The sequence below is a fragment of the Roseateles violae genome, assembly GCF_030410485.1.
In the GTDB taxonomy this organism is placed as follows: Bacteria; Pseudomonadota; Gammaproteobacteria; order Burkholderiales; family Burkholderiaceae_C; genus Roseateles_D; species Roseateles_D violae.
Genome location: NZ_JAUHHC010000005.1, coordinates 417,118 through 437,740, shown reverse-complemented (window position 1 = coordinate 437,740; position 20,623 = coordinate 417,118). Strand labels below are relative to the sequence as shown.

Below are 20,623 nucleotides of genomic sequence, written 5' to 3'. Positions count from 1 at the left end.
CGACACCAGTACTGACCGACCCCTTCCGCATCAGTAGATGTCGGAGTAGACTTTCAACAGCAGGTCGCTGATCTGTAGCTGATTCGGTCTGCTAGGACCGAATCCAGAGGTCGAATCGACCTCTTCCAGCAAGGTGTTTTCAAGCACCCCTCCAGACCGCTGAGCCATGGCTGTCTAACCCGGAGGTCGCACCAAGTGGCTGCTTCGCTGTGCCCAAGTCCCCCGGTTTTCTAGGCATCCCACCGGTCTTCTCTCGCCGGATGGAGTTCAGTGGCGAGGGTCATTTGGGCCGGAAAAGCCACTTGCAGGTTATGCGTGCATCTTGGTGGCCATTAGCAGCATATGGGGGGGCGCGGCTTGCAACTTATGGTGTCGAGGGGCTGCCTAAGTGCTTGTCACCATTAGGGCCCTGCTTGCAGGTTATGCGTCATCGCACAAACTGGTGGCACGGACGCCGGAATCGACGCAGCGCCTGAGCGAACGCCCGGCCGAGGCGGCCCGCAAGGCCGCGCATGAGGCCGCCTCGCGCGCGGCCTTGGCCGCCGGTGCGCTGGCCCTGCCACCCGGCCCGCTCGGCTGGCTGACGATCTTGCCGGAGATGATGACGGTCTGGCGCATCCAGGCGCAGCTGGTCGCCGATATCGCCGCGCTGTATGGCCGCTCGGCCGAGTTGGGCCCCTCGCAGATGCTGTACTGCCTGTTCCGCTACACGGCGGCGCAGGCGGTGCGCGATCTGGTCGTGCGCGTCGGCGAGCGCTTCGTCGTGCGGCCGCTGGTCGGCGGCGCGCTGCAGAAACTGGCGACGGCCGTCGGCATGAGGCTGGGCGAGAAGATCGTCGGCAAATCGGTCTCTCGCTGGGTCCCGCTGCTCGGCGCGATGGGCGTCAGCGCCTATGCCTTCTACGACACCCGCCAGGTCGGCCTGACGGCGATGAAGCTGTTCGAGCGCGAGCAAGTCGTCGAGATGGAGCGTCCGGCGACGGCTCCTTAAGGGTCTACTTCGCCGTTTCCCGCATCGCCTGCGCCAGGCCCCTGTTGCCGCGCGCCTCCAGCGCTTCGATCGCGCCTTCGCGGTCCCGCACTTCATGGTGCTGGTTCAGCTTGCGCTTGCATTCGAGCCGCTGGACGCGGACCTCGAGGCCGACGATATGGGCCAGCATGCTCGTCAGATAGTCGGCCGGCGCCTCTCCCATCTTCCAGGGCTGCGGTTCGCTCGCCTCGTGCTGGCGCGTCAGCCGCGCGACGACGCGGCGGACGAAGTTCTCGTCGTCGTGGATGTGGATCGTGCCATGCGCATGGACCACCTCGTAGTTCCAGGTCGGCACGCGGCGGTGCGTGTCCTGCTTGCCCGGGTACCAGTTCGGCGAGATATAGCCCTCGACGCCGCGGAACACGACCAGCACCGGGTCGCCGTCCTTCACCTCGCGCCAGATGGTGTTGGCGCGCGCGACATGGGCGATCAGGGTGCCGGCCGGTCCCTGCCCGGCATCGAGCTGGAAGGGCAGGTGGTTCGCCTCCAGGCCGGCGGCCGTCTGGGTGACCAGCATGCCCAAGGCATGCTCGCGGATGATGCGGTGGAGTTCCTCGTGGCGAGTCTCGGCGAATTGCGGTGGCAGGTACATGGGGCGCTCGGCTTGACGATGGCGGTGCCGGGGAATCCGGCCCAGGGCGCTACTGTGCCGCCAGACCGGCCGGTGGAAAAGAACCCGTTGCGGTGCTTTTCGCCACGGCCCGATCCGGTGCAGATTCCACCAAGCTGGTGCGTCCATATGCCGCGTTAGTCGGTTTACCGGGATGCAGCGGCAGAAACGGGCAAAAAAAGCCCCGGATCTTGCGATCCGGGGCATGAACCACCGGTGAGCGGTGGAGGAGACAAGCGAAGATATGGGTGACTCAGCAGCATCCGTGCCAGTTTGCGCGTGGCTTCGTCGGCGAGGGCGATTGTCGCCCGCTGGCCTGCGGTGTCGGCACAAGCGATGCCGCCGCTCGGCCCTTGCCGGGCAAGGTCTTGGCGGCCGGTTCAGAATGCCGGCAGTCTGTGGACTCCCTCAATGCGTACCCTGATCGAACTGCTGGTCCAGCATGGCGTGCTGCTGGTCTTCCTGGTCACCCTGGCGGCCCGGGTTGGCGCGCCCGTGCCGGCCGCGCCGCTGCTGGTCGTGGCCGGCGGCCTGGCGGCCGCCGGGCAGCTGTCGGGGGCCTGGAGCTTCATCGTTGCCGTGCTGGCGAATCTGCTCGGCGACGGCGTCTGGTACCAGGCCGGCCGCCGCTTCGGGCACCGGGTGATGCGTCTGCTGTGCCGGGTCTCGCTGTCGCCGGATTCCTGCGTGCGCCAGAGCGAGTCGCTGATCGAGCGTTGGGGTGGCAGCGCGCTGCTGGCGGCCAAGTTCCTGCCCGGCATCTCGGTCGTGGCCGCGCCGATGGCCGGCGCGCTGGGCATGCCGCTGGCGCGCTTCATCGGCTTCGACCTGATTGCCGGCGCGCTGTGGAGCGGCGTCTTCCTCGCGCTGGGCCTGCTGCTCAGCACGCAGATTCAGCAGGTGCTGGACATGCTGGCCGGCGCCGGCCTGCTGGCCGGGCTGGCGCTGCTGCTGATCGTCATCGGCCTGGTCCTGCGGCGCTGGTGGCAGCGGCGCCAGTTCATGCGCGCGCTGGAGATGCCGCGCATCAGCGTCGACGAGGCGATCGCGCTGGTCGAGCAGGGGCAGGAGCCGGTCTTCATCGATGTGCGGGCCGCCGCCAGCCGGGCCGCCGATCCGCGCCGCATTCCGGGCGCGCGCCTGGCCGAGCCGCAGCGCATCGCCGAGCAGGCCCGCAGCCTGCCGCGCGACCGCGAGCTGGTGCTCTACTGCAACTGCCCCAACGAGGCCTCGGCCGCGCTGGCGGCCAAGGCGCTGGCCCAGCTGGGCTTCACGCGGGCGCGGGCGCTGAGCGGCGGGCTGGACGGCTGGGAGGCCGCCGGCCGGCCGGTGGCTCTGGCCTGAGCGCGGCCGCGTTCGAGGGTCTGCCCTGCAGCGCCGGCGCGGACCCGCGCCTACACTGCGGCCGTGTCGACCGAGCTGCACACCGCTTCGCTGCCCGCGATCCTCGATCTGGAGGCCTCGGGCTTCGGTCGCGGCAGCTACCCGATCGAGGTCGGTTTCGTCGATGGCCAGGGCCGCAGCTTCTGCAGCCTGATCCGGCCGGTGGCCGACTGGCAGCATTGGGACGAGCGCGCGCAGGCGTTGCACGGCATCAGCCGCGAGGCGCTGCTGGCCCATGGGCGACCGCCCGAATGGATCGCCGCCGAGATGAACGCGCGGCTGGCCGGCCAGACCGTCTATTGCGATGGCTGGGGCAATGACTATCCCTGGCTGGCGCGCATGTTCGACGCGGCCGGCATGCAGCCGCGCTTCAGGCTCGACGATCTGCGCCGCCTGCTCAGCGAGGACGAGGCGGCCGGCTGGCACGGCCTGACCGAGCAGATGCGCCGCGAGCTGAAGACCGAGCGCCATCGCGCCAGCAGCGATGCGCGCATCCTGCAGCTGGCGCTGCAGCGCCTGCGGCAGCAGCGCGCCGGCACGGCGGCCTTGTGAGCGGCGGCGGCACTCAGGCCGCCGGATTCAGCAGCACGGCGCCCTGGAAGCGGCCGCGGCCGCCGCGCTTGGCCTCGTAGAGCCGCGCATCGGCATCGGCCATCAGCGCCTGCAGATCGGCGCCCTCGGCGCGGGCGACGCAGTAGCCGATGCTGACGCCGATCTGCAGCTGCAGCTGCTCGATGCGGAAGGGCCGGCACAGCGCGGCCACCAGCTTGGCGGCCAGGCTCTCGGCGACGCCGGCGGCCTCCGCCGGGCTCAGCGCCGTCAGCAGCACGGCAAACTCGTCGCCGCCCAGGCGCGCCACCAGGTCCTGCGGCCGCACCGTGTGACGCAGCCGGCCGGCCACCGCCTTCAGCGCGGAACAGGCCCAGCGGCGAGGCGTCGCTGGTCGCCTTCAGCTCGGCCTCGCGCAGCCGGGTGCGCCGCTGCAGCCGGTTCATCATCACCGTGATCGCCAGCGCGGCGAGGCTGATCAGGCCGCTGAGCAGCAGCACCAGCCGGCGCTGGCGCTGGTAATTGGCCAGCGCCGCGTTATCGCTTTGCGAGAGCAGCAGCTTGAGTCCGAAGCCGGCCAGGTTCTGGTAGGCGCCGCTGCGCTGCAGGCCGTCGGTGGCCGAGCCGTCGCTGGTGAACAGGCCCGCCGTCCCGGCGAAGTCCGACAGCCGGTGCCGCTCGTTCTCGAACAGATTGCGGCCGCCCAGGCCGGGCAGCTCCGGCGTGCGGGCCAGGCCGATGCCATCGCCGCGCATCAGCAGGATCGCGTCGTCGGGCCCGCGCAGGAAGTTGCGGTGCAGCTCGCCGAGCCGGCCCAGATCGATCAGCGCCATCACGATCCCCCATTCGCCGACCGGCGCGCTGAGCCGCATCGTCAGCGGCAATTGCCAGGGGGCGTCGGGGCGCAGGCGCAGCGGCAGGCCCAGCGCCAGGCCGTCGGCGGACGGCCCGGTCAGCTGCATGAAGTAATGGCGCGAGCCGATGTCGATCTGCGCCCGGCCGATGCCGGCCGGCAGGCGCAGCACCTCGCCGGTGCTGGAGACCAGGGCCAGGTCGATCAGCCGGTGCGAGGTCTCGCGCAGGGTGCCGGCCAGCTGCGTCAGCGAAGCGTCGTCCAGCCCGCCCTCGCGGCCGCGTGCGCAGCCACAGATCGACGGTGCGCAGGCTGTTCTCGGCATCGCCGAGCACGGCCACCGTCTGCACCGCCGCCGCCCGAGCAGCGCTGCGCAGGTCGCGCCGCTGCTCGTCCTGCAGCTGCTTCGGATAGACAAGCACGAACCAGCCGACCAGGCCCCACAGCAGCAGCACCATGCCCAGCGCGAGCAGCGGGCCGGCGGACAGCAGGCGCTCGCGAAGACGGCCGGCTGCGGACGAGGCAAGAAGTGGCATCTTGGGAGAGGCGCCGGGAAGACCGGCGCGCACCCATTGTGCCCAAGCCGCGCCTCGGTACAAGCCTGGGGCGGCGGCCGCGACGGCGCGGCTAGACTGGGCCGCATGAGCCTCAGCGACATCCAAGCAAACCCCAGGAACGCGCCGCTCAAGCCGGCGCTGGAGCCCAAGCGCGCGCCGCTGCAGCCGCGCGCGGTGGAGACCTATGAGCGCATCCTCGCCGCCTGCGCCGAGTTGCTGGGCGAGGTCGGCATCGAACGCCTGTCGACCAATCTGGTCTGCCAGCGCGCCGGCATCTCGCCGCCGGCGCTGTACCAGTACTTCCCGAACAAATACGCGATCCTGCACGAGCTGAGCCTGCGCCTGATGCAGCAGCAGAACCGCCTGCTGCAGCCCTGGGCGGTGCCGGCGACGATGGCGCTGCCCGAGGCCGAGTTCACGCACAGCATGGCCGCGCTGTTCCTGCAGATGCAGCAGCTGACCGCCGAGATGCCGGCCGGCGTCTGGGTCACCCGCGCGCAGCGCGCGGTGCCGGCGCTGCAGCCGCAGCGCCTGCGCTCGCGCGAGGTGCTTGGCGAGATGGTGCTGGCGCCCTTTCTGGTCGCTCATCCGCGGGTCGATGCGGCTCGCGCGCAGCTGACGATACGGCTGGCGATCGACGCGCTCTACAGCGCCCACGAGCTGCTGTTCGACGAACCGGCGCTGGACCCGCAGGCGGTCGCGCAGACCATGGCCGAGATGGTGGCGGGGCAGCTGGCCCGGCTCTGTCGGGCCGGCTGAGCGCCTGCCGCGGCTTGCGCCGGTGCGAGGGCTGGTGCATATTGCCCGCGGCTGTGTTCCTGTCGCCGGGCGGAACACGGCACCGGGTTTTCATGTGCTCGCCTGGCAATCGCTCTACCGAGCAAGGAGTCGCTATGAATACCGTGATATGGCTGATCGTCGGTGGCCTGATCGGATGGGTCGCCAGCATGATCATGAAGACCGATGCCCAGCAGGGCATCATCCTGAATGTCATCGTCGGCATCGTCGGCGCGATGCTCGGCGGCTGGCTGCTGGCACCGCTGTTCGGCGTCTCCACGATCAACCAGGGCAACTTCAGCCTTGCCGGCCTGGGTCTGTCGCTGCTCGGCGCGATCATCTTGCTGGGCATCGTCAATCTGTTCCGCCGCGGCAGCATGCGTTAAGCGTGCGCTGCGGGCCCGGCCCCTGACAAACGGGCCGGGCAAGCGTGCATTCCTGCCGCCCTCGGCTGCGGCCGTGTGTCAGACGGCCGGGGCCGTGTCTTTCTCACTCGCGCAAGACAGCGCGCTGCTGCTAAGTTTCGTTTCCTTGTTTTGCAGCGGTCCTGTGCGAGTCATGAAGTTGATTGGAATTACCCTGCGGCGGCCCAGCTACGGCGAGGTGACGGCCGCGACCATCATGGGCGTCGGCCTGTGGATCGCCTTGCTGGGCCTTGCCCATGCGTTGCGCTGGCCGCTCGACCTGATCGACGCCGGTGCCTTGCTGCTCGTCAGTTGCTGGGGCTGCCTGTGCGCGCGCGTCGGCATCGACATCGTCCGCGGTGGTCGCCACCTGCTGGCCAATCTGCTGGTGGCGGCCTTGCTGCTGGGCGTCTACAACGCGGCCTGGGCGCTGGCCAGCCTCTGACCACGCCCGCGGGGCTCAGCCGCCGCCGACCACCCCGCAAGCCACCCGCGCCCCGCCGCCGCCCAGCGGCATCGGATGGTCGGCATGGTTGTCGCCGCCGGCGTGGATCATCAGCGAGCGATTGCGTACATCGTCGAGCTTGAGCCGCGGGCCCAGCACCGGCGAAGTGGCCGTGCCGTCGGCCGCCACATAAAGCGGCGGCAGATCACCCAGATGGCCTTCGCCCCAGGGCTCGCCATGCTTCTTCGTGCCCTGCGGATCGAGGTGGCCGCCGGCGCCCAGCGCCGGCACCATCGCCCCGGCGTTCTCGGCCGGCGCGCAGGACGGTTTCTCGTGCACATGAAAGCCGTGCAGGCCAGGCGGCAGGCCGCTCAGCGCCGGGTAGAAGGCCAGGCCATGGGGCGTCTCGACGATGCGTATCGTGCCGACGCCGGCACCGCTGCCGCTCTTCTCGGCCAGGTTCATCGTCACGCCGATCTCGGCGGCCAGCGCGGCGGAGCCGGCCAGCAGCGTGGCGGCGGCGAACATCATCCGTGTCACGGTCATCATCGATCCTCCTTGCAGGGGTGGGAGCCTCGCATGCGAGGCCGGCGGCGTCAGCCCGATTGTTGATGAAGCGCCTGCCGCTGCAGCAGGGCCAGGCAGGCGATGCACAGGCAGTCGCTGCCGCCGTACTGCCGCGCCAGCTGCTCGCGCAAGGCCTCGCCGAGCCGCAGCTCGAAGCAGGGGCAGCTGACCTCGCCAGCACCGCAGTGGAAGGCGCCGCCGCAGCGCGGGCAGCGGGCGTTGTCGGGCCGCGCGGCGGCTGCGGGCTCGCTCATTGGAACAGCGCCTGGTGCTGCTCGCGCAGCAGGTTTTTCTGCACCTTGCCCATCTGATTGCGCGGCAATTCGATGGCGACGAAGAGCTTCTTGGGCACCTTGAAGTTGGCGATCTGCGCCTTCAGCGCGGCGATCATCGCCGCCTCGTCCAGCCGCGCGCCCGGCTTGGCAATGACGATGGCGACGACCGCCTCGCCGAAGTCCGGATGCGGCACGCCGATGACGGCCGATTCGGCCACGCCGGCCATCTCGTTCAACCAGCCCTCGATCTCGGCCGGGTAGACGTTGTAGCCGCCCGAGATGATCAGGTCTTTGCTGCGGCCGACGATGGTGAAGTAGCCCTGCGCGTCGCGCTTGCCAACGTCGCCGGTCTTGAACCAGCCGTCCGCGGTGAACTCCTCCTTGGTCTTCTCCGGCATGCGCCAGTAGCCGGCGAAGACATTCGGGCCGCGCACCTCGATATTGCCGATCTCCTCCGGGCCGCAGGGCTGGCCCTTGTCGTCGTGGACGCGCACGCCGACGCCCGGCAGCGCGAAGCCGACGGTGCCGCCGCGGCGCTCGCCGTCGGCCGCGCGATAGGGGTTCGAGGTCAGCATGATGGTCTCGCTCATGCCGTAGCGCTCGAGGATGGTGTGGCCCGTGCGCTGCTGCCAGTCCTTGAAGGTCTCGATCAAGAGCGGCGCCGAGCCGCTGATGAAGAGCCGCATGTTCCGACAGGCCTCGCGGTTCAGCCCCGCCTCGCCAAGCAGGCGCACATAGAGCGTGGGCACGCCCATGAACAGCGTGGCCTCGGGCAGACGCGCGATCACCGCGCGCGGCTCGAACCTGGCGAACCAGATCATCTTGCTGCCGTTCAGCAGCGCGCCATGCGAGGCGACGAAGAGGCCGTGCACATGGAAGATGGGCAGCGCGTGGATCAGCACGTCGCCAGCCTGCCAGCCCCAGTAGTCCTTCAGGGTCTGCGCATTGCTGAGCATATTGCCGTGGCTCAGCATCGCGCCCTTGCTGCGCCCGGTCGTGCCGCTGGTGTAGAGGATGGCGGCCAGATCATCGGGCTTCTTGAGCGCGATCTCGTGCCGGTCGCTGCAATGGGCGGCGCGGTCGAGCAGGGTGCCCGTGCGGTCCTCGTTCAGCGTGAACACGTTCTGCGTGCCGGCCAGGAAGGCGATCTTGCTGACCCAGCCGAAGTTCTTGCCCGCGCAGACGACCACGGCCGGTTCGGCATTGGCGATGAAGTACTCGATCTCGGCCGCCTGGTAGGCGGTGTTCAGCGGCAGATAGACGAAACCGGCGCGCAGCACGGCCAGGTAGAGCATCAGCGCCTCGACGCTCTTTTCGGTCTGCACCGCGACGCGCGCACCGGCCGGCAGCTCCAGCGATTCCAGCAGATTGGCCAGCATCGCCGTGCCGCGCTCGAGATCGCGCCAGCTGTAGCGCTGGCCCGCCTGCGGTCCGTCCGCGCATTCGATGGCCGTGCGGTCCAGCTCGGCCGGAAAAGCCGCGCGCAGCGCGGCGAACAGGTTGGCGTTCATATCAATCCAGTTTGGCGCCGGAGCTTTTCACGACCTCGGCCCAGCGCCTGATCTCGCCGTGCACGAACTGGCCGAAGGCATCGCCGTAGAGATTCGGCACCTCGGTGCCCAGGCCTATCCAGCTGGCCTTGATCTCCTCGCTGGCGAAGGCCTTCCGCAGCTCGGCCTGCATGGCGGCGACCACCTCCTTGGGCGTGCCCTTGGGCGCCCACAGGCCATACCAGGTCGAGACCTGGTAGCTGGGCACGCCGGCCTCGGCGCTGGTCGGCAGCTCGGGGAAGCCCGGCGCACGCTTGGGCGAGGCGACGGCCAGCGCCTTGATGCGGCCGCCCTTGATGTGGTTGGCCGAGGAACCCAGGCCGTCGAACATCAGGTCGACCTGGCCGGCGATCAGGTCCTGCAGGGCCGGGCCGGCGCCGCGGTAGGGAATGTGGGTGATGAAGGTCTGGGTCTGCAGCTTGAACAGCTCGCCGGCCAGATGGTGCGAGGTGCCGTTGCCGGCCGAGCCGTAGTTCAGCTTGCCGGGGTTTTTGCGCGCCATCTCGAGCAGGCCCTTCAGATCGTTGACCGGCACGCGGGCCGGATTGACGACGATGACCTGGGGCACGCTGGAGATCAGCGCGACCGGGATGAAGTCCTCCTCCAGCTTGTACTCGAGCTTTGGGTACATCGAGGGCGCGATCGCATGGTGGACCGCGCCCATGAAGAAGGTGTAGCCGTCCGGCGCGGCCTTGGAGGCGATGGTCGCGCCGACGGTGCCGCCGGCGCCGCCCTTGTTGTCGATGATGAACTGGCGGCCGGTGTTCTTGCTGAGCATGGCCGTCAGCGGGCGGGCGAAGGCGTCGGTGCCGCCGCCGGCCGGGAAGGGCACGACCCAGGTGACCGGCTTCGTCGGCCAGGCGGCCGGCTGCGCCAGCGCGCTGCCGCAGGCGGCGCCCAAGGTGAGCAGCGCCAGCGCGGCGCGTCGGGTGAAGCAAAAGTGGTTCATCGGCTTGTCTCCTCGGGCCCTCGTCGGAGCCTGTTATGAATGGATGCGCGAATCGGTCCGTCCGTCGTTGCTTCGCTCGTTCGTTCGTCTCAGAGCAGCGCGGCGACGCCGCGCGAGTAGGCGATCTCGCCCTGGGTGAAGGCCTCGTGATGGCCCTCGATCTTGCCCAGGTCGTACAGGTAGTTGACCATCATGCCGCAGCTTTGCTTCAGGCCCTTGGCCGAACGGTTGCCCAGCGGGTTCAGCCGTTCGAGCCGCGCACCATTGTCGAGGTGGAAGCGCGCGACCGGGTCGCCCTGCGGCGTCGCCGACTGCGCGACCAGATAGACGGCGGCCAGGCGCAGCAGCGCCTGCTGCGCCTCCTCGTCGAGCTGGCTCAGCGGCTCGGCCTGGCTGAGCCGCGCCCATTCGCCGCCGCAGGTCCGCTCCAGCAGCTCGCGCGCCGCGCGGGCGCGCTCCAGCTGCGGCTTCTTCAGCCCCGGCAGATCGTCCAGCCGGCCCTTGGCCAGCCAGGCGGCGAAGCCGGGGATCGGCGACAGGGTGCAGAAGCTGCGCAGCTTGGGGATCTCGCGCTGCAGATGCTCGGCCACGCGCTTGATCAGGAAGTTGCCCAGCGACACGCCCTTGAGCCCGGGCTCGCAATTGCTGATCGAGTAGAAGACGGCGACCTTGTACTTGTCCAGCGGCATGGTCTCGGCCTTCTTGTCGATCAGCGGCGCGATCGCGCCGGGCATCTCGGGCAGCAGCGCCACCTCGACGAAGATCAGCGGCTCCTCGGGCAGCTGCGGATGGAAGAAGGCGAACAGGCGGCGGTCCGGCTGCAGGCGGCGGCGCAGATCGTCCCAGCCGTCGATCTCGTGCACCGCCTCGTGGCGGATGATCTGCTCCAGCAACTGCGCCGGCGAGTTCCAGTCGACCTGGCGCATCTGCAGAAAGCCCGGGTTGAACCAGGACGAGAACAGGTGCAGCAGGTCGGACTCGACGCTGCGCCATTCCGGATGTCGGGCCAGGCCGCTGAGCAGCGCGCGGCGCAGCCGCACCAGGGTGCCGGTGGCGCCGGGCGCGCGATTGAGGCGGCGGAACAGCTCCTGGCGCGGCGGCTCGCTGGCGCGTATCAGCGCCAGCAGGCGTTCGGCATCGGGCGCCTCGGCATAGGCCTGGGCGGCGGCCAGCACGGCCGCCGGGTCGGGATTGAAGTCGCGTGCCAGCCGGTCGAAGACGTTTTCCAGCGAGGCGGGCTCCAGGCCGGCCAGGCGGGCGATCAGCTCGCGCGCCAGGCCCAGGCTGTTGGCCTCGCCGCGCTCGGACAGCAGGCGTCGGGCGGCGATCAGGAATTGGCGTTGGCGGTGCGCGCCGCGCAGTTCACTCAGCATGATGCGGTACTCCTTCGTGCATCGCTTGCAGGGCGGCCAACTGGGCCAGCAGATGGGCCTGCATCTCGCGCTCGGCCGCGGCGCCGTCGCCGGCCACCAGCGCCTCGATCAGGCGGCGGTGCTCGGCCAGCGAGGCCGCCAGCCGACCCGGCGACTTCAGCTGCCGGCCGCGCATCAGACGCAGGAATTTGCGCAGATCGCCGGTCACGCGCTCCAGCCAACGGTTCGCGGCCAGCTGCTGCACCAGGCTGTGGAACTGGTGGTTGACCCGGTAATAGGCATCGATGTCACCGGCCGCGGCGGCCAGCTCCAGCTGCTCGTGCAACTGCCGCAGGCTCAGGCGCTGCGCCGGCGTGGCCTTGCGCGCGGCCTCGGCGGCGCAGCGGCCCTCCAGCATCGCCATCACCGGGAACAGATCGGCGGCGTCCTCGTCGCGCATCGCGATCACCCGGCAGCCCTGGCGCGGCAGCAGCTCCAGCAGGCCCTCGGCGACCAGCACCTTCAGCGCCTCGCGCAAGGGGGTGCGGCTGATCTGCCATTGCTCGGCCAGCGCCTTCTCGTCGATCAACGCGCCGGGCGCCAGCTCGCGCTCGAAGATCATCGCGCGCAGCCGCGCGGCGACGCCGTCGTGCATGGAGCTGCCGCGCAGCGGCGGGTGCGCCGGCTCGGCCGCCGAAGCGCCGGCCTCGCGCAGGCCGCGGCTGGATGCTGCGGCGGGAACGGTGGCAGGCATGCTGGACATGGCCAGGACCCTCCGGTAAGTCTGTGATTTCATAATTACAGCAACTGGACCGAGTGGCATCAGGGTTTACGCGAATGTCGGGTGTGATCGGCCGGCGGCTGAGGCCGAAGCGGCACTGCTACATTGCCCGGGCCGGACCTGCGCGCCGGCCCTTCCTTGTTTGCTCACTTGCTTTTGCCCAGGCTCCCGTGAACTCCGCCTTTGCGCTTCCGCTCGACGACGATGGCGTGCTGCAGCTGGCCGCGCAGTCGATGTTCGAGGTTTTCGCCCGCAATGCCGAGGGCATGCTGGTGGTCGACCGCAACCACCGCATCGTCTGGATCAGCGAGGGCTACAAGCGCTTCCTGCCGGCGCTGGGCTTCGAGGACGAGCGCGATTTCGTCGGCCACCGGGTCGAGGAGGTGATCCCCAACACCTTGCTGGCCCAGGTCATCGACAGCGGCCGGCCCATCCTGGTCGACCTGCTGACCAACAAGGCCGGCACCTTCCTGGTCAGCCGCCTGCCGCTGCGCGATGCCGCAGGTGCGGTGATCGGCGCGCTGGGTCTGGTGCTGCTCGATCATCCGGAAACGACCATGCAGCCGCTGATCGCCAAGTTCGGCCGCCTGCAGCAGGAGCTGGCCGATGCGCGCCGCCAGCTGGCCGCCGAGCAGGTGAAGAACCGCCGGCCCAAGTACCAGATCGCCAGCTTCATCGGCTCCAGCCCGGGGGCGCTGGAACTGAAGCGGCTGGCGCGGCGCGTCGCCCAGACCGATGCCAGCGTGCTGCTGCTCGGCGAGACCGGCACCGGCAAGGAGCTGCTGGCCCATGCGATCCATGCCGCCTCGCAGCGCGCGCCCAAGGCCCTGGTCAGCATCAATATCGCGGCCGTGCCCGAGACCCTGCTGGAGGCCGAGTTCTTCGGCGTCGCGCCGGGCGCCTATACCGGCGCCGAGCGCAAGGGCCGCGAGGGCAAGTTCAAACTGGCCGACGGCGGCACCCTGTTTCTCGACGAGATCGGCGACATGCCGCTGGCCCTGCAGAGCAAGCTCTTGCGCGTGCTGCAGGAGCAGGAGCTCGAGCCGCTGGGCAGCAACCAGGTGATCAAGGTCGATGTGCGCGTGATCGCCGCGACCAGCCGCGATCTGGCGGCCATGGTCGCCGCCGGCAGCTTCCGCGCCGATCTCTACTACCGGCTCAATGTGCTGCCGATCAAGGTGCCGCCGCTGCGCGAGCGCAGCGACGACATCGAGGCGCTGGCCGATGCGCTCAGCGAGGACATCGCGCGGCGCAGCGGCATGCCGGCGCGCCAGCTGACGCCCGAGGCACTGGACCTGCTGGCGCGCCAGCGCTGGCCCGGCAATATCCGCGAGCTGCGCAATGTGCTGGAGCAGGCCAGCATGATGAGCGACGACCTGCAGCTGACGCCCGATCACTTCAGGGGCCTGCTGCCGCTGGCCGCCGGCCGGCCGAGGCCGCCGGCCGCGGAGGAGGCGGCCGCCGCGCCGGAGGCCTTGCTGCGCCCGCTGCCCGAACAGATCGCCGCGCTGGAGCGCCGGGCGATCGCCGCCGCGCTGGCGCAGACCCGCGGCAACAAGCTCGCCGCCGCCCGGCTGCTGCAGATCTCGCGCGCGGCGCTGTACGACAAGCTGGCCCAGTACGGCGAGGACCTGGCCGCCTGATCTGTCTGAGTTCCAGGCATGCCTGAATTTCGGACAGTCCGCGCGGCGATCCGGCTGCCTGAAATCCGGTCATCGCGCCTGGCCGTGGCGGCCATGCCCGGCTTTGGGTGCGATTTCTAGGTGTTTGCACCAGGGCTGCGCATCCCGGCATGGGCCTTGCACTAAAAAGCGCATCACCATCGCGCTCGCTGCATCGGCGTCGCGGGGACAACAAGGAGACAAGCGATGACGATGATGACGATCAAGAAGCGGAGGCTGCTGGGCCTGGCCAGCCTGATGCTGCTGGCCGGCCCGGCGCTGGCGGCCGGCGGCGAGGTCCGCATTGCCCATGTCTACAGCAAGACCGGCCCGCTTGAGGCCTATGGCAAGCAGACGCAGACCGGCTTCATGATGGGCCTGGACTATGCGACCGGCGGCACGATGACGGTGGCCGGCAAGAAGCTGGTCGTGATCGAGAAGGACGACCAGGGCAAGCCCGATGTGGGCAAGAGCCTCTTGGCCGCCGCCTATGGCGACGACAAGGCCGATCTGGCCGTCGGCCCGTCCTCGTCCGGCGTCGCCCTGGCCCTGCTGCCGGTGGCCGAGGAATACAAGAAGATCCTCTTGGTCGAGCCGGCCGTCGCCGATTCGATCACCGGCGACAAGTGGAACAAGTACATCTTCCGCACCGGCCGCAACTCTTCTCAAGATGCGATCTCGAATGCGGTCGCGCTGGACAAGCCGGGCACGGTGATCGCGACGCTGGCGCAGGACTACGCCTTCGGCCGCGACGGCGTGAAGGCCTTCAAGGACGCGATCAAGAAGGCCAAGATCGTCCACGAGGAATATCTGCCGACAACGACGACCGACTTCACCGCCGGCGCCCAGCGCCTGATCGACAAGCTGAAGGACCAGCCGGGCCGCAAGCTGATCTTCATCATCTGGGCCGGCGCCGGCAACCCGTTCAAGATCGCGGACCTGGACCTGAAGCGCTACGGCATCGAGATCGCCACCGGCGGCAACATCATGCCGGCCATGGTCGCCTACAAGAACTTCCCCGGCATGGAAGGCGCCAGCTATTACTACTTCGGCATGCCCAAGAACCCGGCCAATGAGTGGCTGGTGGCCAACCACTACAAGCAGTTCAAGACCCCGCCGGACTTCTTCACCGCCGGCGGCATGAGCGCGGCGATCGCGGTCGTCGAGGCGCTGAAGAAGACCGGCGGCGACACGAACACGAACAAGCTGATCAAGACCATGGAAGGCATGAGCTTCGAGACGCCAAAGGGGAAGATGACCTTCCGGCCCGAGGATCATCAGGCGATGCAGTCGATGTATCACTTCCGCATCAAGGTCGATCCGGCATTCGCCTGGGGCGTTCCTGAATTGATCCGGGAAATCAAGCCGGAGGAAATGCAGGTCCCCATCCGTAACAAGCGCTAGTTCGCTCGGCTACTGCGCGGCCGCCTGGCGTCGTTGCGGGTCCTCCCGCGGATCCTCACGTACAGGAAGTACGTTCCGGTCCGCGGGTCCCCCCGCGCCTAGCCAGACAGCCGCTCGCTACGCCTCGGGCTCGAAGACTTTGAAGAAGCTTTTTCGCTGTGCTTGAAACTCGTGATTTGACGATCCGCTTCGGCGGCCATGTGGCCGTCGACCATGTGTCCTGCGCCTTCCAGCCGGGCAGTCTGACGGCCATCGTCGGGCCCAATGGGGCCGGCAAGACGACTTATTTCAATCTGATCTCGGGCCAGCTGCGAGCGACCGAAGGCCAGGTCTTGCTGGACGGCGAGGACCTGAGCCGGCTGCCGGCGCCGCTGCGCACGCGGCGCGGGCTGGGCCGGGCCTTCCAGCTGACCCAGCTGTTCCCGAACCTGTCGGTGCTGGAGAACGTGCGCCTGGCCGTGCAGGCGCGGCGCGGCGTGGGCCTGCGCATGCTGTCGGTCTGGCTCAATCACCGCGAGCTGCTGGACGAGGCGAGTGCCATCGTCGAGCGGGTGCGGCTGTCCGCGCGCGCCGACGCGGCGGCGGCCAGCCTGCCGCATGGTGACCAGCGCAAGCTTGAGGTCGCGATGCTGATCGCGCTGGATCCCAAGGTCTATATGTTCGACGAGCCGACGGCCGGCATGAGCGTGGACGAGGTGCCGGTGATCCTCGACCTGATCCGCGAGCTCAAAAGCCAGCGCCAGCACACCATCCTCTTGGTCGAGCACAAGATGGACGTGGTGCGCGAGCTGGCCGACCGCATCATCGTGCTGCACCAGGGCCAGCTGGTGGCCGACGGCGAACCGGCCGCGGTGATCGCCTCGCCGATCGTGCAGAACGCCTATCTGGGCGTCGCCAGCGAGGAGGCCGCGGCATGAGCGAGAGCCTGCTGAGCCTGCGCGGCGTCCACACCCATATCGGCGCCTATCACATCCTGCACGGCGTCGACCTCGAGGTGCCGGCCGGGCAATTGACGATGCTGCTGGGCCGCAACGGCGCCGGCAAGACGACGACCTTGCGCACCATCATGGGGCTGTGGCAGGCCAGTCGGGGCCAGGTCTTGTTCGACGGCCAGGCGATCACGGCGGCGGCGACGCCCGAGATCGCGCAGCGCGAGATCGCCTACGTGCCCGAGAACATGGGCATCTTCGCCGACCTGACGGTGGCCGAGAACCTGCTGCTGGCCGCGCGGCGCGCGCGCCGGCTGGCCGAGCTGGATACCGAGCGGCTCGAATGGCTGTTCCACCTGTTCCCGGCCCTGAAGAGCTTCTGGCTGCATCCGGCCGGCAAGCTCAGCGGCGGCCAGAAGCAGATGCTGGCGATCGCCCGCGCGATGATCGAGCCGCGCCGCCTGCTCTTGATCGACGAGCCCAGCAAGGGCCTGGCGCCGGCCATCATCCGCAACATGATCGACGCGCTGCGCGAGCTCAAGCGCACGCAGACAACGGTGCTGCTGGTCGAGCAGAACTTCATGGTCGCCAAGGCGCTGGGCGACAGCGTCGCGGTGATGGACGATGGCCGCGTCGTGCACCGCGGCGCGATGGCCGAGCTGGCCGAGGACGAGGCGCTGCAGCAGCGCCTCTTGGGCCTCTCGCTGGGGGCGCACCAATGACGACGATGGCCAAGAACAAGTTCGACCTCGTGCCGCTGCTCTTGCTGGCCGCGCTGGCGCTGGCCGCACTGCCCGCCATCGGCAGCGCCAGCAGCTGGGCCACCCTGACCCTGGCTGGCCTGGCCATGGGCCTGATCATCTTCATCATCGCCTCGGGCCTGACCCTGGTCTTCGGCCTGATGGACGTCTTGAACTTCGGCCATGGCGTCTTCATCGCGCTGGGCGCCTTCATCGCGACGACGGTGCTCGGCGCGATGGGCGGATTCACCGCCAGCCCCTCGCTGGCCAGCAATCTGCTCGCCGTGGCCGCCGCCTGCGCGGTCGGCATGGCGGTCGCCGGCGCGGTGGGCCTCTTGTTCGAGCGGGTGCTGGTGCGGCCGGTCTATGGCATGCACCTGAAGCAGATCCTGATCACCATGGGCGGCATGATCATCGGCGAGGAGCTGATCAAGGTGATCTGGGGCGCGCAGCTGATCGCCCTGCCGCTGCCCGAGGGCCTGCGCGGCGCGCTGGTTCTCGGCGGCGAGGTCGCGGTGGAGAAGTTCCGCCTGCTGGCCGTGCTGGCCGGCCTGGCGGTTTTCGTGCTGCTGCTATGGCTCTTGAACCGCACCAAGCTGGGCCTCTTGATCCGCGCCGGCGTGCAGGATCGCGAGATGGTCGAGAGCCTGGGCTACCGGATCCGCCGGCTCTTCGTCGGCGTCTTCGCCGGCGGTTCGGCGCTGGCCGGCCTGGGCGGCGTGATGTGGGGCCTCTACCAGCAGGGCGTGACGCCGCAGATCGGTGCCCAGGTCAACACGCTGATCTTCATCGTCATCATCATCGGCGGCCTGGGCTCGACGCTGGGCTGCTTCGTCGGCGCCTTGTTGGTGGGCCTGATGGCCAACTACACCGGCTTTCTCGCGCCCAAGGTGGCGCTGTTCTCGAACATCGGCCTGATGGTTGCCGTGCTCTTGTGGCGCCCACAGGGCCTGTACCCGGTGAAGTCGGCGTGACGATCATGTTGAAAAACCTGCTGTCCCACGACCTGCCGCGCAGCCGTCTGCTGGCGCTGCTGCTGATCGTCTGCGTCGCCGGCCTGGCGCTGACGCCCTTCATCTTTCCCGGCACCAAGGCACTGAACGTCGCGGCCAAGATCCTGGTCTTCATCGTGCTGGTCGCCAGCTACGACCTGCTCTTGGGCTATACCGGCATCGTCAGCTTCGCCCACACGATGTTCTTCGGCATCGGCGCCTACGGCATCGCCATCGCCAGCACGCGCATGGGCGAGGGCTGGGTGGCCGTCGCTACCGGCCTCGCGGCGGCGCTGGCGGTGTCGCTGGCGCTGTCGCTGCTGATCGGCCTGTTCTCGCTGCGCGTCAAGGCGATCTTCTTCGCGATGATCACGTTGGCCGTGGCCTCGGCCTTCCTGACGCTGGCCTCGCAGCTGTCGGACCTCACCGGCGGCGAGGACGGGCTGAACTTCAAGGTGCCCGAGGCGCTGCAAGCGGCGACCGAATATCTGGAAGAGCCCTTGCTCGGCGCCAGCATCGACGGCCGCTTCGCCGCCTACTACCTGCTCTTCGTCGCCACCGTCGCCCTGGTCCTGCTGATGCTGCGCATCGTCAACTCGCCCTTCGGCCGCGTCTTGCAGGCGATCCGCGAGAACGACTTCCGCGCCGAGGCGATCGGCTACCGCAGCGTCGTCTACCGCAGCCTGTCGAATGTGCTGGCCGCGCTGTTCGCCACCTGCGCCGGCGCCCTGCTGGCGCTCTGGCTGCGCTACAACGGGCCGGACACCTCGCTGTCCTTCGAGATCATGCTGGACATCCTCCTGATCGTCGTCATCGGCGGCATGGGCACGATCTATGGCGCGGTGATCGGCTCGGTGCTGTTCGTGCTGGCGCAGAGCTATCTGCAGAACCTGATGCAGCTCGGTGCCTCGGCCGTCGAGGGCCTGCCGCTGCTCTCGCAGCTGATCGCGCCGGAGCGCTGGCTGCTGTGGCTGGGCCTGCTCTTCGTGCTGGCGGTCTATCACTTCCCCAGCGGCATCGTCGGGCGACTGCGTGGAGGCGGGAAATGAAGTGCACATCCAACTACCTGCAGTGCGAGGGCCGCGATATCCACTATATGGAGTGGGGCGCCGGGCATAGCGAGGTCGTCATTGCCTGGCACGGCCTGGCGCGCACCGGGCGCGATATGGACGATCTGGCCGAGCATCTGTCGACCCGCTATCGCGTCATCTGCCCCGACACGATAGGCCGCGGCCTGTCGCAGTGGAGCCCGGAGCCGGGGAGTGAGTACTGCCTGGACTTCTATGCGAAGCTGGCGCTTTCGCTGGTCGACCAGCTGGGCCTGAGCGAATTCCACTGGGTCGGCACCTCGATGGGCGGCGCGATCGGCATCAAAGCCGCGGCCGGCGCCTTGCGCGGCCGCATCCGCCGCCTGGTGCTGAACGATATCGGCCCGCAGATCGCGCAGGCGGCGACGGACCGCATCCGCAGCTATGCCGGCAATCCGGCCGCCTTCGCCACCGTGTCCGAGCTGGAGCAGTACTTCCGCAGCATCTACAAGCCCTATGGCTGGCTCAGCGATGCGCAGTGGCGCCGGCTGACCGAAACCTCGACGCGGCGCCTGCCCGACGGCCGGGTGACGCCGCATTACGACCCGGCCATGGTGCGCCAGTTCATCGACCACCCGGACGACTACGAACTCTGGGAGGAGTGGGACAGCCTCGCCCTGCCGGTGCTATGCCTGCGCGGCGAGAGCTCGGACCTGCTGCTGGCCGAGACGGCCGAGCAGATGCGCTCGCGCGGCCCGCGGGCAGTGGTGGTGAATATTCCCCGTTGCGGCCACGCACCGGCGCTGAACGTGCCGGAGCAGTTCTCCCTGGTCGAGCGCTTCCTGGCCGGCTAGGGCCTGTTAACACCACGGCAATAGGCCGCGTTGTGACCGAAACGGTCGCTGGCAAGGCGCAAACCGCAGCCGGGTTGGACACCCGGCGAGGATTTGCAACGCTGCCAGCGGCCTTTTCGGTCACAACCCTTCGGGAAGGCCTGCCAAAACGGGCCACTCGTCGTTGCAGCGCTGGCCCGCACGCGAGTGCGGGCGGCGCGATGCGCCTAGATTGACCCGTTTCGGCGGGCCTTCGCGACCCATTGCCGTGGTGTTAACAGGCCCTAGTTCTGCCCCGGTATCTGCAGCCAGCGGCCCAGGCGCTCGCGCAGCGAGGCGAAGTCCAGCGGCTTGGTCAGGTGCTCGTCCATGCCGGCCTGCATGCTGGCCTGCACATCGCTTTCCAGCGCATGGGCGGTCAGGGCCAGGATGGGGAAGCCGGGCAGGCGGCCGCTGCCCTGCAACTCGCGCAGGCGGCGCGCGCATTCGAGCCCGTCCATGCCGGGCATCTGGATGTCCATCAGCACCAGGTCCGGCGCCTGCTCCAGGCAGGCGTTCAGCGCCTCCAGCCCGTTGCGGGCCAGGCGGGCCTGGATGCCCATCAGGGTCAGGAATTCCAGCGCGACGACCTGGTTGATGTGGTTGTCCTCGACCAGCAGCACCACCGGCTCGCGCCGGCCGGCGGCCGGGTCTTGTTCCGCCCCGGCGGCATCCGGCCGCGGCGCTTCGGCATCGCCGGCGGTGGCCAGGCGCCAGGGCAGCCCCACCTCGATCATCGGCTTGGTGTCCTCGAAACCGTTCATTGCCGCTTGTCCTCCACCGCCACTGCTGCTACGTCCTTCTTGTCCCATGATCCTTATTGTCCCTGTCGGCGCGCCACCCGGATCCGACGGCGCCGTGCCATTGTTGCCGCAGCCCTCGGCGGCGCGCAATGCGCACGCTCCGGGCCGGCGG

The 20,623-nt window shown here is 69.0% G+C and carries 22 protein-coding genes; 13 read left to right on the top strand and 9 right to left on the bottom strand.

Features of this window, described 5'->3' with window-relative positions; genetic code table 11:
- Positions 1 to 442: 442 nt before the first annotated feature.
- Positions 443 to 991 carry a hypothetical protein gene (locus QWJ38_RS19630; protein ID WP_290360809.1) on the top strand — a complete coding sequence of 183 codons (549 nt, stop codon included), beginning with the start codon at positions 443 to 445 and terminating at the stop codon, positions 989 to 991.
- Between the two features lie 4 nt (positions 992 to 995).
- Here QWJ38_RS19630 and QWJ38_RS19625 read toward each other — a convergent pair whose 3' ends face one another.
- Positions 996 to 1,622, bottom strand: coding sequence for an FMN-binding negative transcriptional regulator (locus QWJ38_RS19625; RefSeq protein WP_290360808.1), 627 nt, complete (start codon positions 1,620 to 1,622; stop codon positions 996 to 998).
- A 429-nt stretch (positions 1,623 to 2,051) separates the two neighbouring features.
- Between QWJ38_RS19625 and QWJ38_RS19620 the strand changes: the two genes are divergently transcribed.
- Both QWJ38_RS19620 and QWJ38_RS19615 read left to right on the top strand, forming a co-directional pair.
- Entirely contained in the window at positions 2,052 to 2,984 is a 933-nt protein-coding gene (locus tag QWJ38_RS19620) for a VTT domain-containing protein (RefSeq protein WP_290360807.1), read from the top strand.
- Between the two features lie 63 nt (positions 2,985 to 3,047).
- Complete coding sequence (locus tag QWJ38_RS19615) at positions 3,048 to 3,575, top strand: 3'-5' exonuclease (protein WP_290360806.1); 528 nt, start codon at positions 3,048 to 3,050, stop codon at positions 3,573 to 3,575.
- A 13-nt stretch (positions 3,576 to 3,588) separates the two neighbouring features.
- On the opposite strand, the gene QWJ38_RS19610 is transcribed toward QWJ38_RS19615, so the two are convergent.
- The gene (locus QWJ38_RS19610) at positions 3,589 to 3,924 is read right to left on the bottom strand and encodes a GGDEF domain-containing protein (protein WP_290360805.1); all 336 of its coding nucleotides are present in this window, start codon (positions 3,922 to 3,924) and stop codon (positions 3,589 to 3,591) included.
- A 1,142-nt stretch (positions 3,925 to 5,066) separates the two neighbouring features.
- On the opposite strand from QWJ38_RS19610, the gene QWJ38_RS19605 reads away from it, so the two are divergent.
- The 3 genes from QWJ38_RS19605 to QWJ38_RS19595 all read left to right on the top strand — a co-directional run bounded on the left by QWJ38_RS19605 (position 5,067) and on the right by QWJ38_RS19595 (position 6,608).
- Positions 5,067 to 5,741 (top strand): TetR/AcrR family transcriptional regulator, encoded by a 675-nt coding sequence (locus tag QWJ38_RS19605; protein WP_290360804.1) that lies wholly within the window; start codon positions 5,067 to 5,069, stop codon positions 5,739 to 5,741.
- Between the two features lie 134 nt (positions 5,742 to 5,875).
- Complete coding sequence (locus tag QWJ38_RS19600) at positions 5,876 to 6,145, top strand: GlsB/YeaQ/YmgE family stress response membrane protein (protein WP_290360803.1); 270 nt, start codon at positions 5,876 to 5,878, stop codon at positions 6,143 to 6,145.
- Positions 6,146 to 6,317: 172 nt separating this feature from the next.
- Positions 6,318 to 6,608 (top strand): hypothetical protein, encoded by a 291-nt coding sequence (locus QWJ38_RS19595; RefSeq protein ID WP_290360802.1) that lies wholly within the window; start codon positions 6,318 to 6,320, stop codon positions 6,606 to 6,608.
- A 15-nt stretch (positions 6,609 to 6,623) separates the two neighbouring features.
- Here the strand turns inward: QWJ38_RS19595 and sodC are convergent, their stop codons facing one another.
- The 6 genes from sodC to QWJ38_RS19565 all read right to left on the bottom strand — a co-directional run bounded on the left by sodC (position 6,624) and on the right by QWJ38_RS19565 (position 12,064).
- Positions 6,624 to 7,157, bottom strand: a complete 534-nt coding sequence (gene sodC, locus QWJ38_RS19590) for a superoxide dismutase [Cu-Zn] SodC (RefSeq protein ID WP_290360801.1) — start codon at positions 7,155 to 7,157, stop codon at positions 6,624 to 6,626.
- A gap of 47 nt (positions 7,158 to 7,204) precedes the next feature.
- Complete coding sequence (locus QWJ38_RS19585; protein WP_290360800.1) at positions 7,205 to 7,429, bottom strand: cysteine-rich CWC family protein; 225 nt, start codon at positions 7,427 to 7,429, stop codon at positions 7,205 to 7,207.
- Positions 7,426 to 8,961 carry a malonate--CoA ligase gene (locus QWJ38_RS19580; RefSeq protein WP_290360799.1) on the bottom strand — a complete coding sequence of 512 codons (1,536 nt, stop codon included), beginning with the start codon at positions 8,959 to 8,961 and terminating at the stop codon, positions 7,426 to 7,428. Before QWJ38_RS19580 ends, QWJ38_RS19585 begins: the two co-directional genes overlap by 4 nt.
- 1 nt (position 8,962) lies before the next feature.
- On the bottom strand, positions 8,963 to 9,949 hold the full coding sequence (locus QWJ38_RS19575; RefSeq protein ID WP_290360798.1) for a Bug family tripartite tricarboxylate transporter substrate binding protein: 987 nt from the start codon (positions 9,947 to 9,949) through the stop codon (positions 8,963 to 8,965).
- A gap of 89 nt (positions 9,950 to 10,038) precedes the next feature.
- Positions 10,039 to 11,322, bottom strand: a complete 1,284-nt coding sequence (locus QWJ38_RS19570) for a malonyl-CoA decarboxylase (protein ID WP_290360797.1) — start codon at positions 11,320 to 11,322, stop codon at positions 10,039 to 10,041.
- Entirely contained in the window at positions 11,312 to 12,064 is a 753-nt protein-coding gene (locus tag QWJ38_RS19565) for a GntR family transcriptional regulator (RefSeq protein ID WP_290360796.1), read from the bottom strand. The genes QWJ38_RS19570 and QWJ38_RS19565 overlap by 11 nt, the downstream gene beginning before the upstream one ends.
- A 188-nt stretch (positions 12,065 to 12,252) precedes the next feature.
- Between QWJ38_RS19565 and QWJ38_RS19560 the strand changes: the two genes are divergently transcribed.
- From QWJ38_RS19560 to QWJ38_RS19530, 7 genes are all read left to right on the top strand, one after another.
- Positions 12,253 to 13,725: a sigma-54 interaction domain-containing protein gene (locus QWJ38_RS19560; RefSeq protein ID WP_290360795.1), complete on the top strand. Its 1,473-nt coding sequence runs from the start codon at positions 12,253 to 12,255 to the stop codon at positions 13,723 to 13,725.
- 231 nt (positions 13,726 to 13,956) lie between these two features.
- Complete coding sequence (locus tag QWJ38_RS19555; RefSeq protein ID WP_434064009.1) at positions 13,957 to 15,147, top strand: substrate-binding domain-containing protein; 1,191 nt, start codon at positions 13,957 to 13,959, stop codon at positions 15,145 to 15,147.
- Positions 15,148 to 15,305: 158 nt separating this feature from the next.
- Positions 15,306 to 16,064: an ABC transporter ATP-binding protein gene (locus tag QWJ38_RS19550; RefSeq protein ID WP_290360794.1), complete on the top strand. Its 759-nt coding sequence runs from the start codon at positions 15,306 to 15,308 to the stop codon at positions 16,062 to 16,064.
- A complete protein-coding gene (locus QWJ38_RS19545; RefSeq protein WP_290360793.1) occupies positions 16,061 to 16,798 on the top strand; it encodes an ABC transporter ATP-binding protein in 738 nt (245 codons plus the stop codon). Before QWJ38_RS19550 ends, QWJ38_RS19545 begins: the two co-directional genes overlap by 4 nt.
- 5 nt (positions 16,799 to 16,803) lie before the next feature.
- Positions 16,804 to 17,790, top strand: coding sequence for a branched-chain amino acid ABC transporter permease (locus QWJ38_RS19540; RefSeq protein WP_290360792.1), 987 nt, complete (start codon positions 16,804 to 16,806; stop codon positions 17,788 to 17,790).
- A 5-nt stretch (positions 17,791 to 17,795) separates the two neighbouring features.
- Positions 17,796 to 18,857, top strand: coding sequence for a branched-chain amino acid ABC transporter permease (locus QWJ38_RS19535; RefSeq protein WP_290360791.1), 1,062 nt, complete (start codon positions 17,796 to 17,798; stop codon positions 18,855 to 18,857).
- The gene (locus tag QWJ38_RS19530; protein WP_290360790.1) at positions 18,854 to 19,690 is read left to right on the top strand and encodes an alpha/beta fold hydrolase; all 837 of its coding nucleotides are present in this window, start codon (positions 18,854 to 18,856) and stop codon (positions 19,688 to 19,690) included. The genes QWJ38_RS19535 and QWJ38_RS19530 overlap by 4 nt, the downstream gene beginning before the upstream one ends.
- A gap of 263 nt (positions 19,691 to 19,953) precedes the next feature.
- Here the strand turns inward: QWJ38_RS19530 and QWJ38_RS19525 are convergent, their stop codons facing one another.
- Positions 19,954 to 20,472: a response regulator gene (locus tag QWJ38_RS19525; protein ID WP_290360789.1), complete on the bottom strand. Its 519-nt coding sequence runs from the start codon at positions 20,470 to 20,472 to the stop codon at positions 19,954 to 19,956.
- Between the last annotated feature and the right edge of the window lie 151 nt (positions 20,473 to 20,623).

What these genes read in the sequence shown, in the direction of transcription:
- QWJ38_RS19535 (WP_290360791.1), top strand. Translation starts at nt 17,796, where the DNA reads ATGTTGAAAAACCTGCTGTCCCACGACCTGCCGCGCAGCCGTCTGCTG.
- QWJ38_RS19530 (WP_290360790.1), top strand. Translation starts at nt 18,854, where the DNA reads ATGAAGTGCACATCCAACTACCTGCAGTGCGAGGGCCGCGATATCCAC.
- QWJ38_RS19580 (WP_290360799.1), bottom strand. Translation starts at nt 8,961, where the DNA reads ATGAACGCCAACCTGTTCGCCGCGCTGCGCGCGGCTTTTCCGGCCGAG.
- QWJ38_RS19595 (WP_290360802.1), top strand. Translation starts at nt 6,318, where the DNA reads ATGAAGTTGATTGGAATTACCCTGCGGCGGCCCAGCTACGGCGAGGTG.
- QWJ38_RS19555 (WP_434064009.1), top strand. Translation starts at nt 13,957, where the DNA reads ATGATGACGATCAAGAAGCGGAGGCTGCTGGGCCTGGCCAGCCTGATG.
- QWJ38_RS19545 (WP_290360793.1), top strand. Translation starts at nt 16,061, where the DNA reads ATGAGCGAGAGCCTGCTGAGCCTGCGCGGCGTCCACACCCATATCGGC.
- QWJ38_RS19525 (WP_290360789.1), bottom strand. Translation starts at nt 20,472, where the DNA reads ATGAACGGTTTCGAGGACACCAAGCCGATGATCGAGGTGGGGCTGCCC.
- QWJ38_RS19570 (WP_290360797.1), bottom strand. Translation starts at nt 11,322, where the DNA reads ATGCTGAGTGAACTGCGCGGCGCGCACCGCCAACGCCAATTCCTGATC.
- QWJ38_RS19625 (WP_290360808.1), bottom strand. Translation starts at nt 1,622, where the DNA reads ATGTACCTGCCACCGCAATTCGCCGAGACTCGCCACGAGGAACTCCAC.
- QWJ38_RS19565 (WP_290360796.1), bottom strand. Translation starts at nt 12,064, where the DNA reads ATGTCCAGCATGCCTGCCACCGTTCCCGCCGCAGCATCCAGCCGCGGC.
- QWJ38_RS19575 (WP_290360798.1), bottom strand. Translation starts at nt 9,949, where the DNA reads ATGAACCACTTTTGCTTCACCCGACGCGCCGCGCTGGCGCTGCTCACC.
- QWJ38_RS19600 (WP_290360803.1), top strand. Translation starts at nt 5,876, where the DNA reads ATGAATACCGTGATATGGCTGATCGTCGGTGGCCTGATCGGATGGGTC.
- QWJ38_RS19540 (WP_290360792.1), top strand. Translation starts at nt 16,804, where the DNA reads ATGGCCAAGAACAAGTTCGACCTCGTGCCGCTGCTCTTGCTGGCCGCG.
- sodC (WP_290360801.1), bottom strand. Translation starts at nt 7,157, where the DNA reads ATGATGACCGTGACACGGATGATGTTCGCCGCCGCCACGCTGCTGGCC.
- QWJ38_RS19605 (WP_290360804.1), top strand. Translation starts at nt 5,067, where the DNA reads ATGAGCCTCAGCGACATCCAAGCAAACCCCAGGAACGCGCCGCTCAAG.
- QWJ38_RS19585 (WP_290360800.1), bottom strand. Translation starts at nt 7,429, where the DNA reads ATGAGCGAGCCCGCAGCCGCCGCGCGGCCCGACAACGCCCGCTGCCCG.
- QWJ38_RS19620 (WP_290360807.1), top strand. Translation starts at nt 2,052, where the DNA reads ATGCGTACCCTGATCGAACTGCTGGTCCAGCATGGCGTGCTGCTGGTC.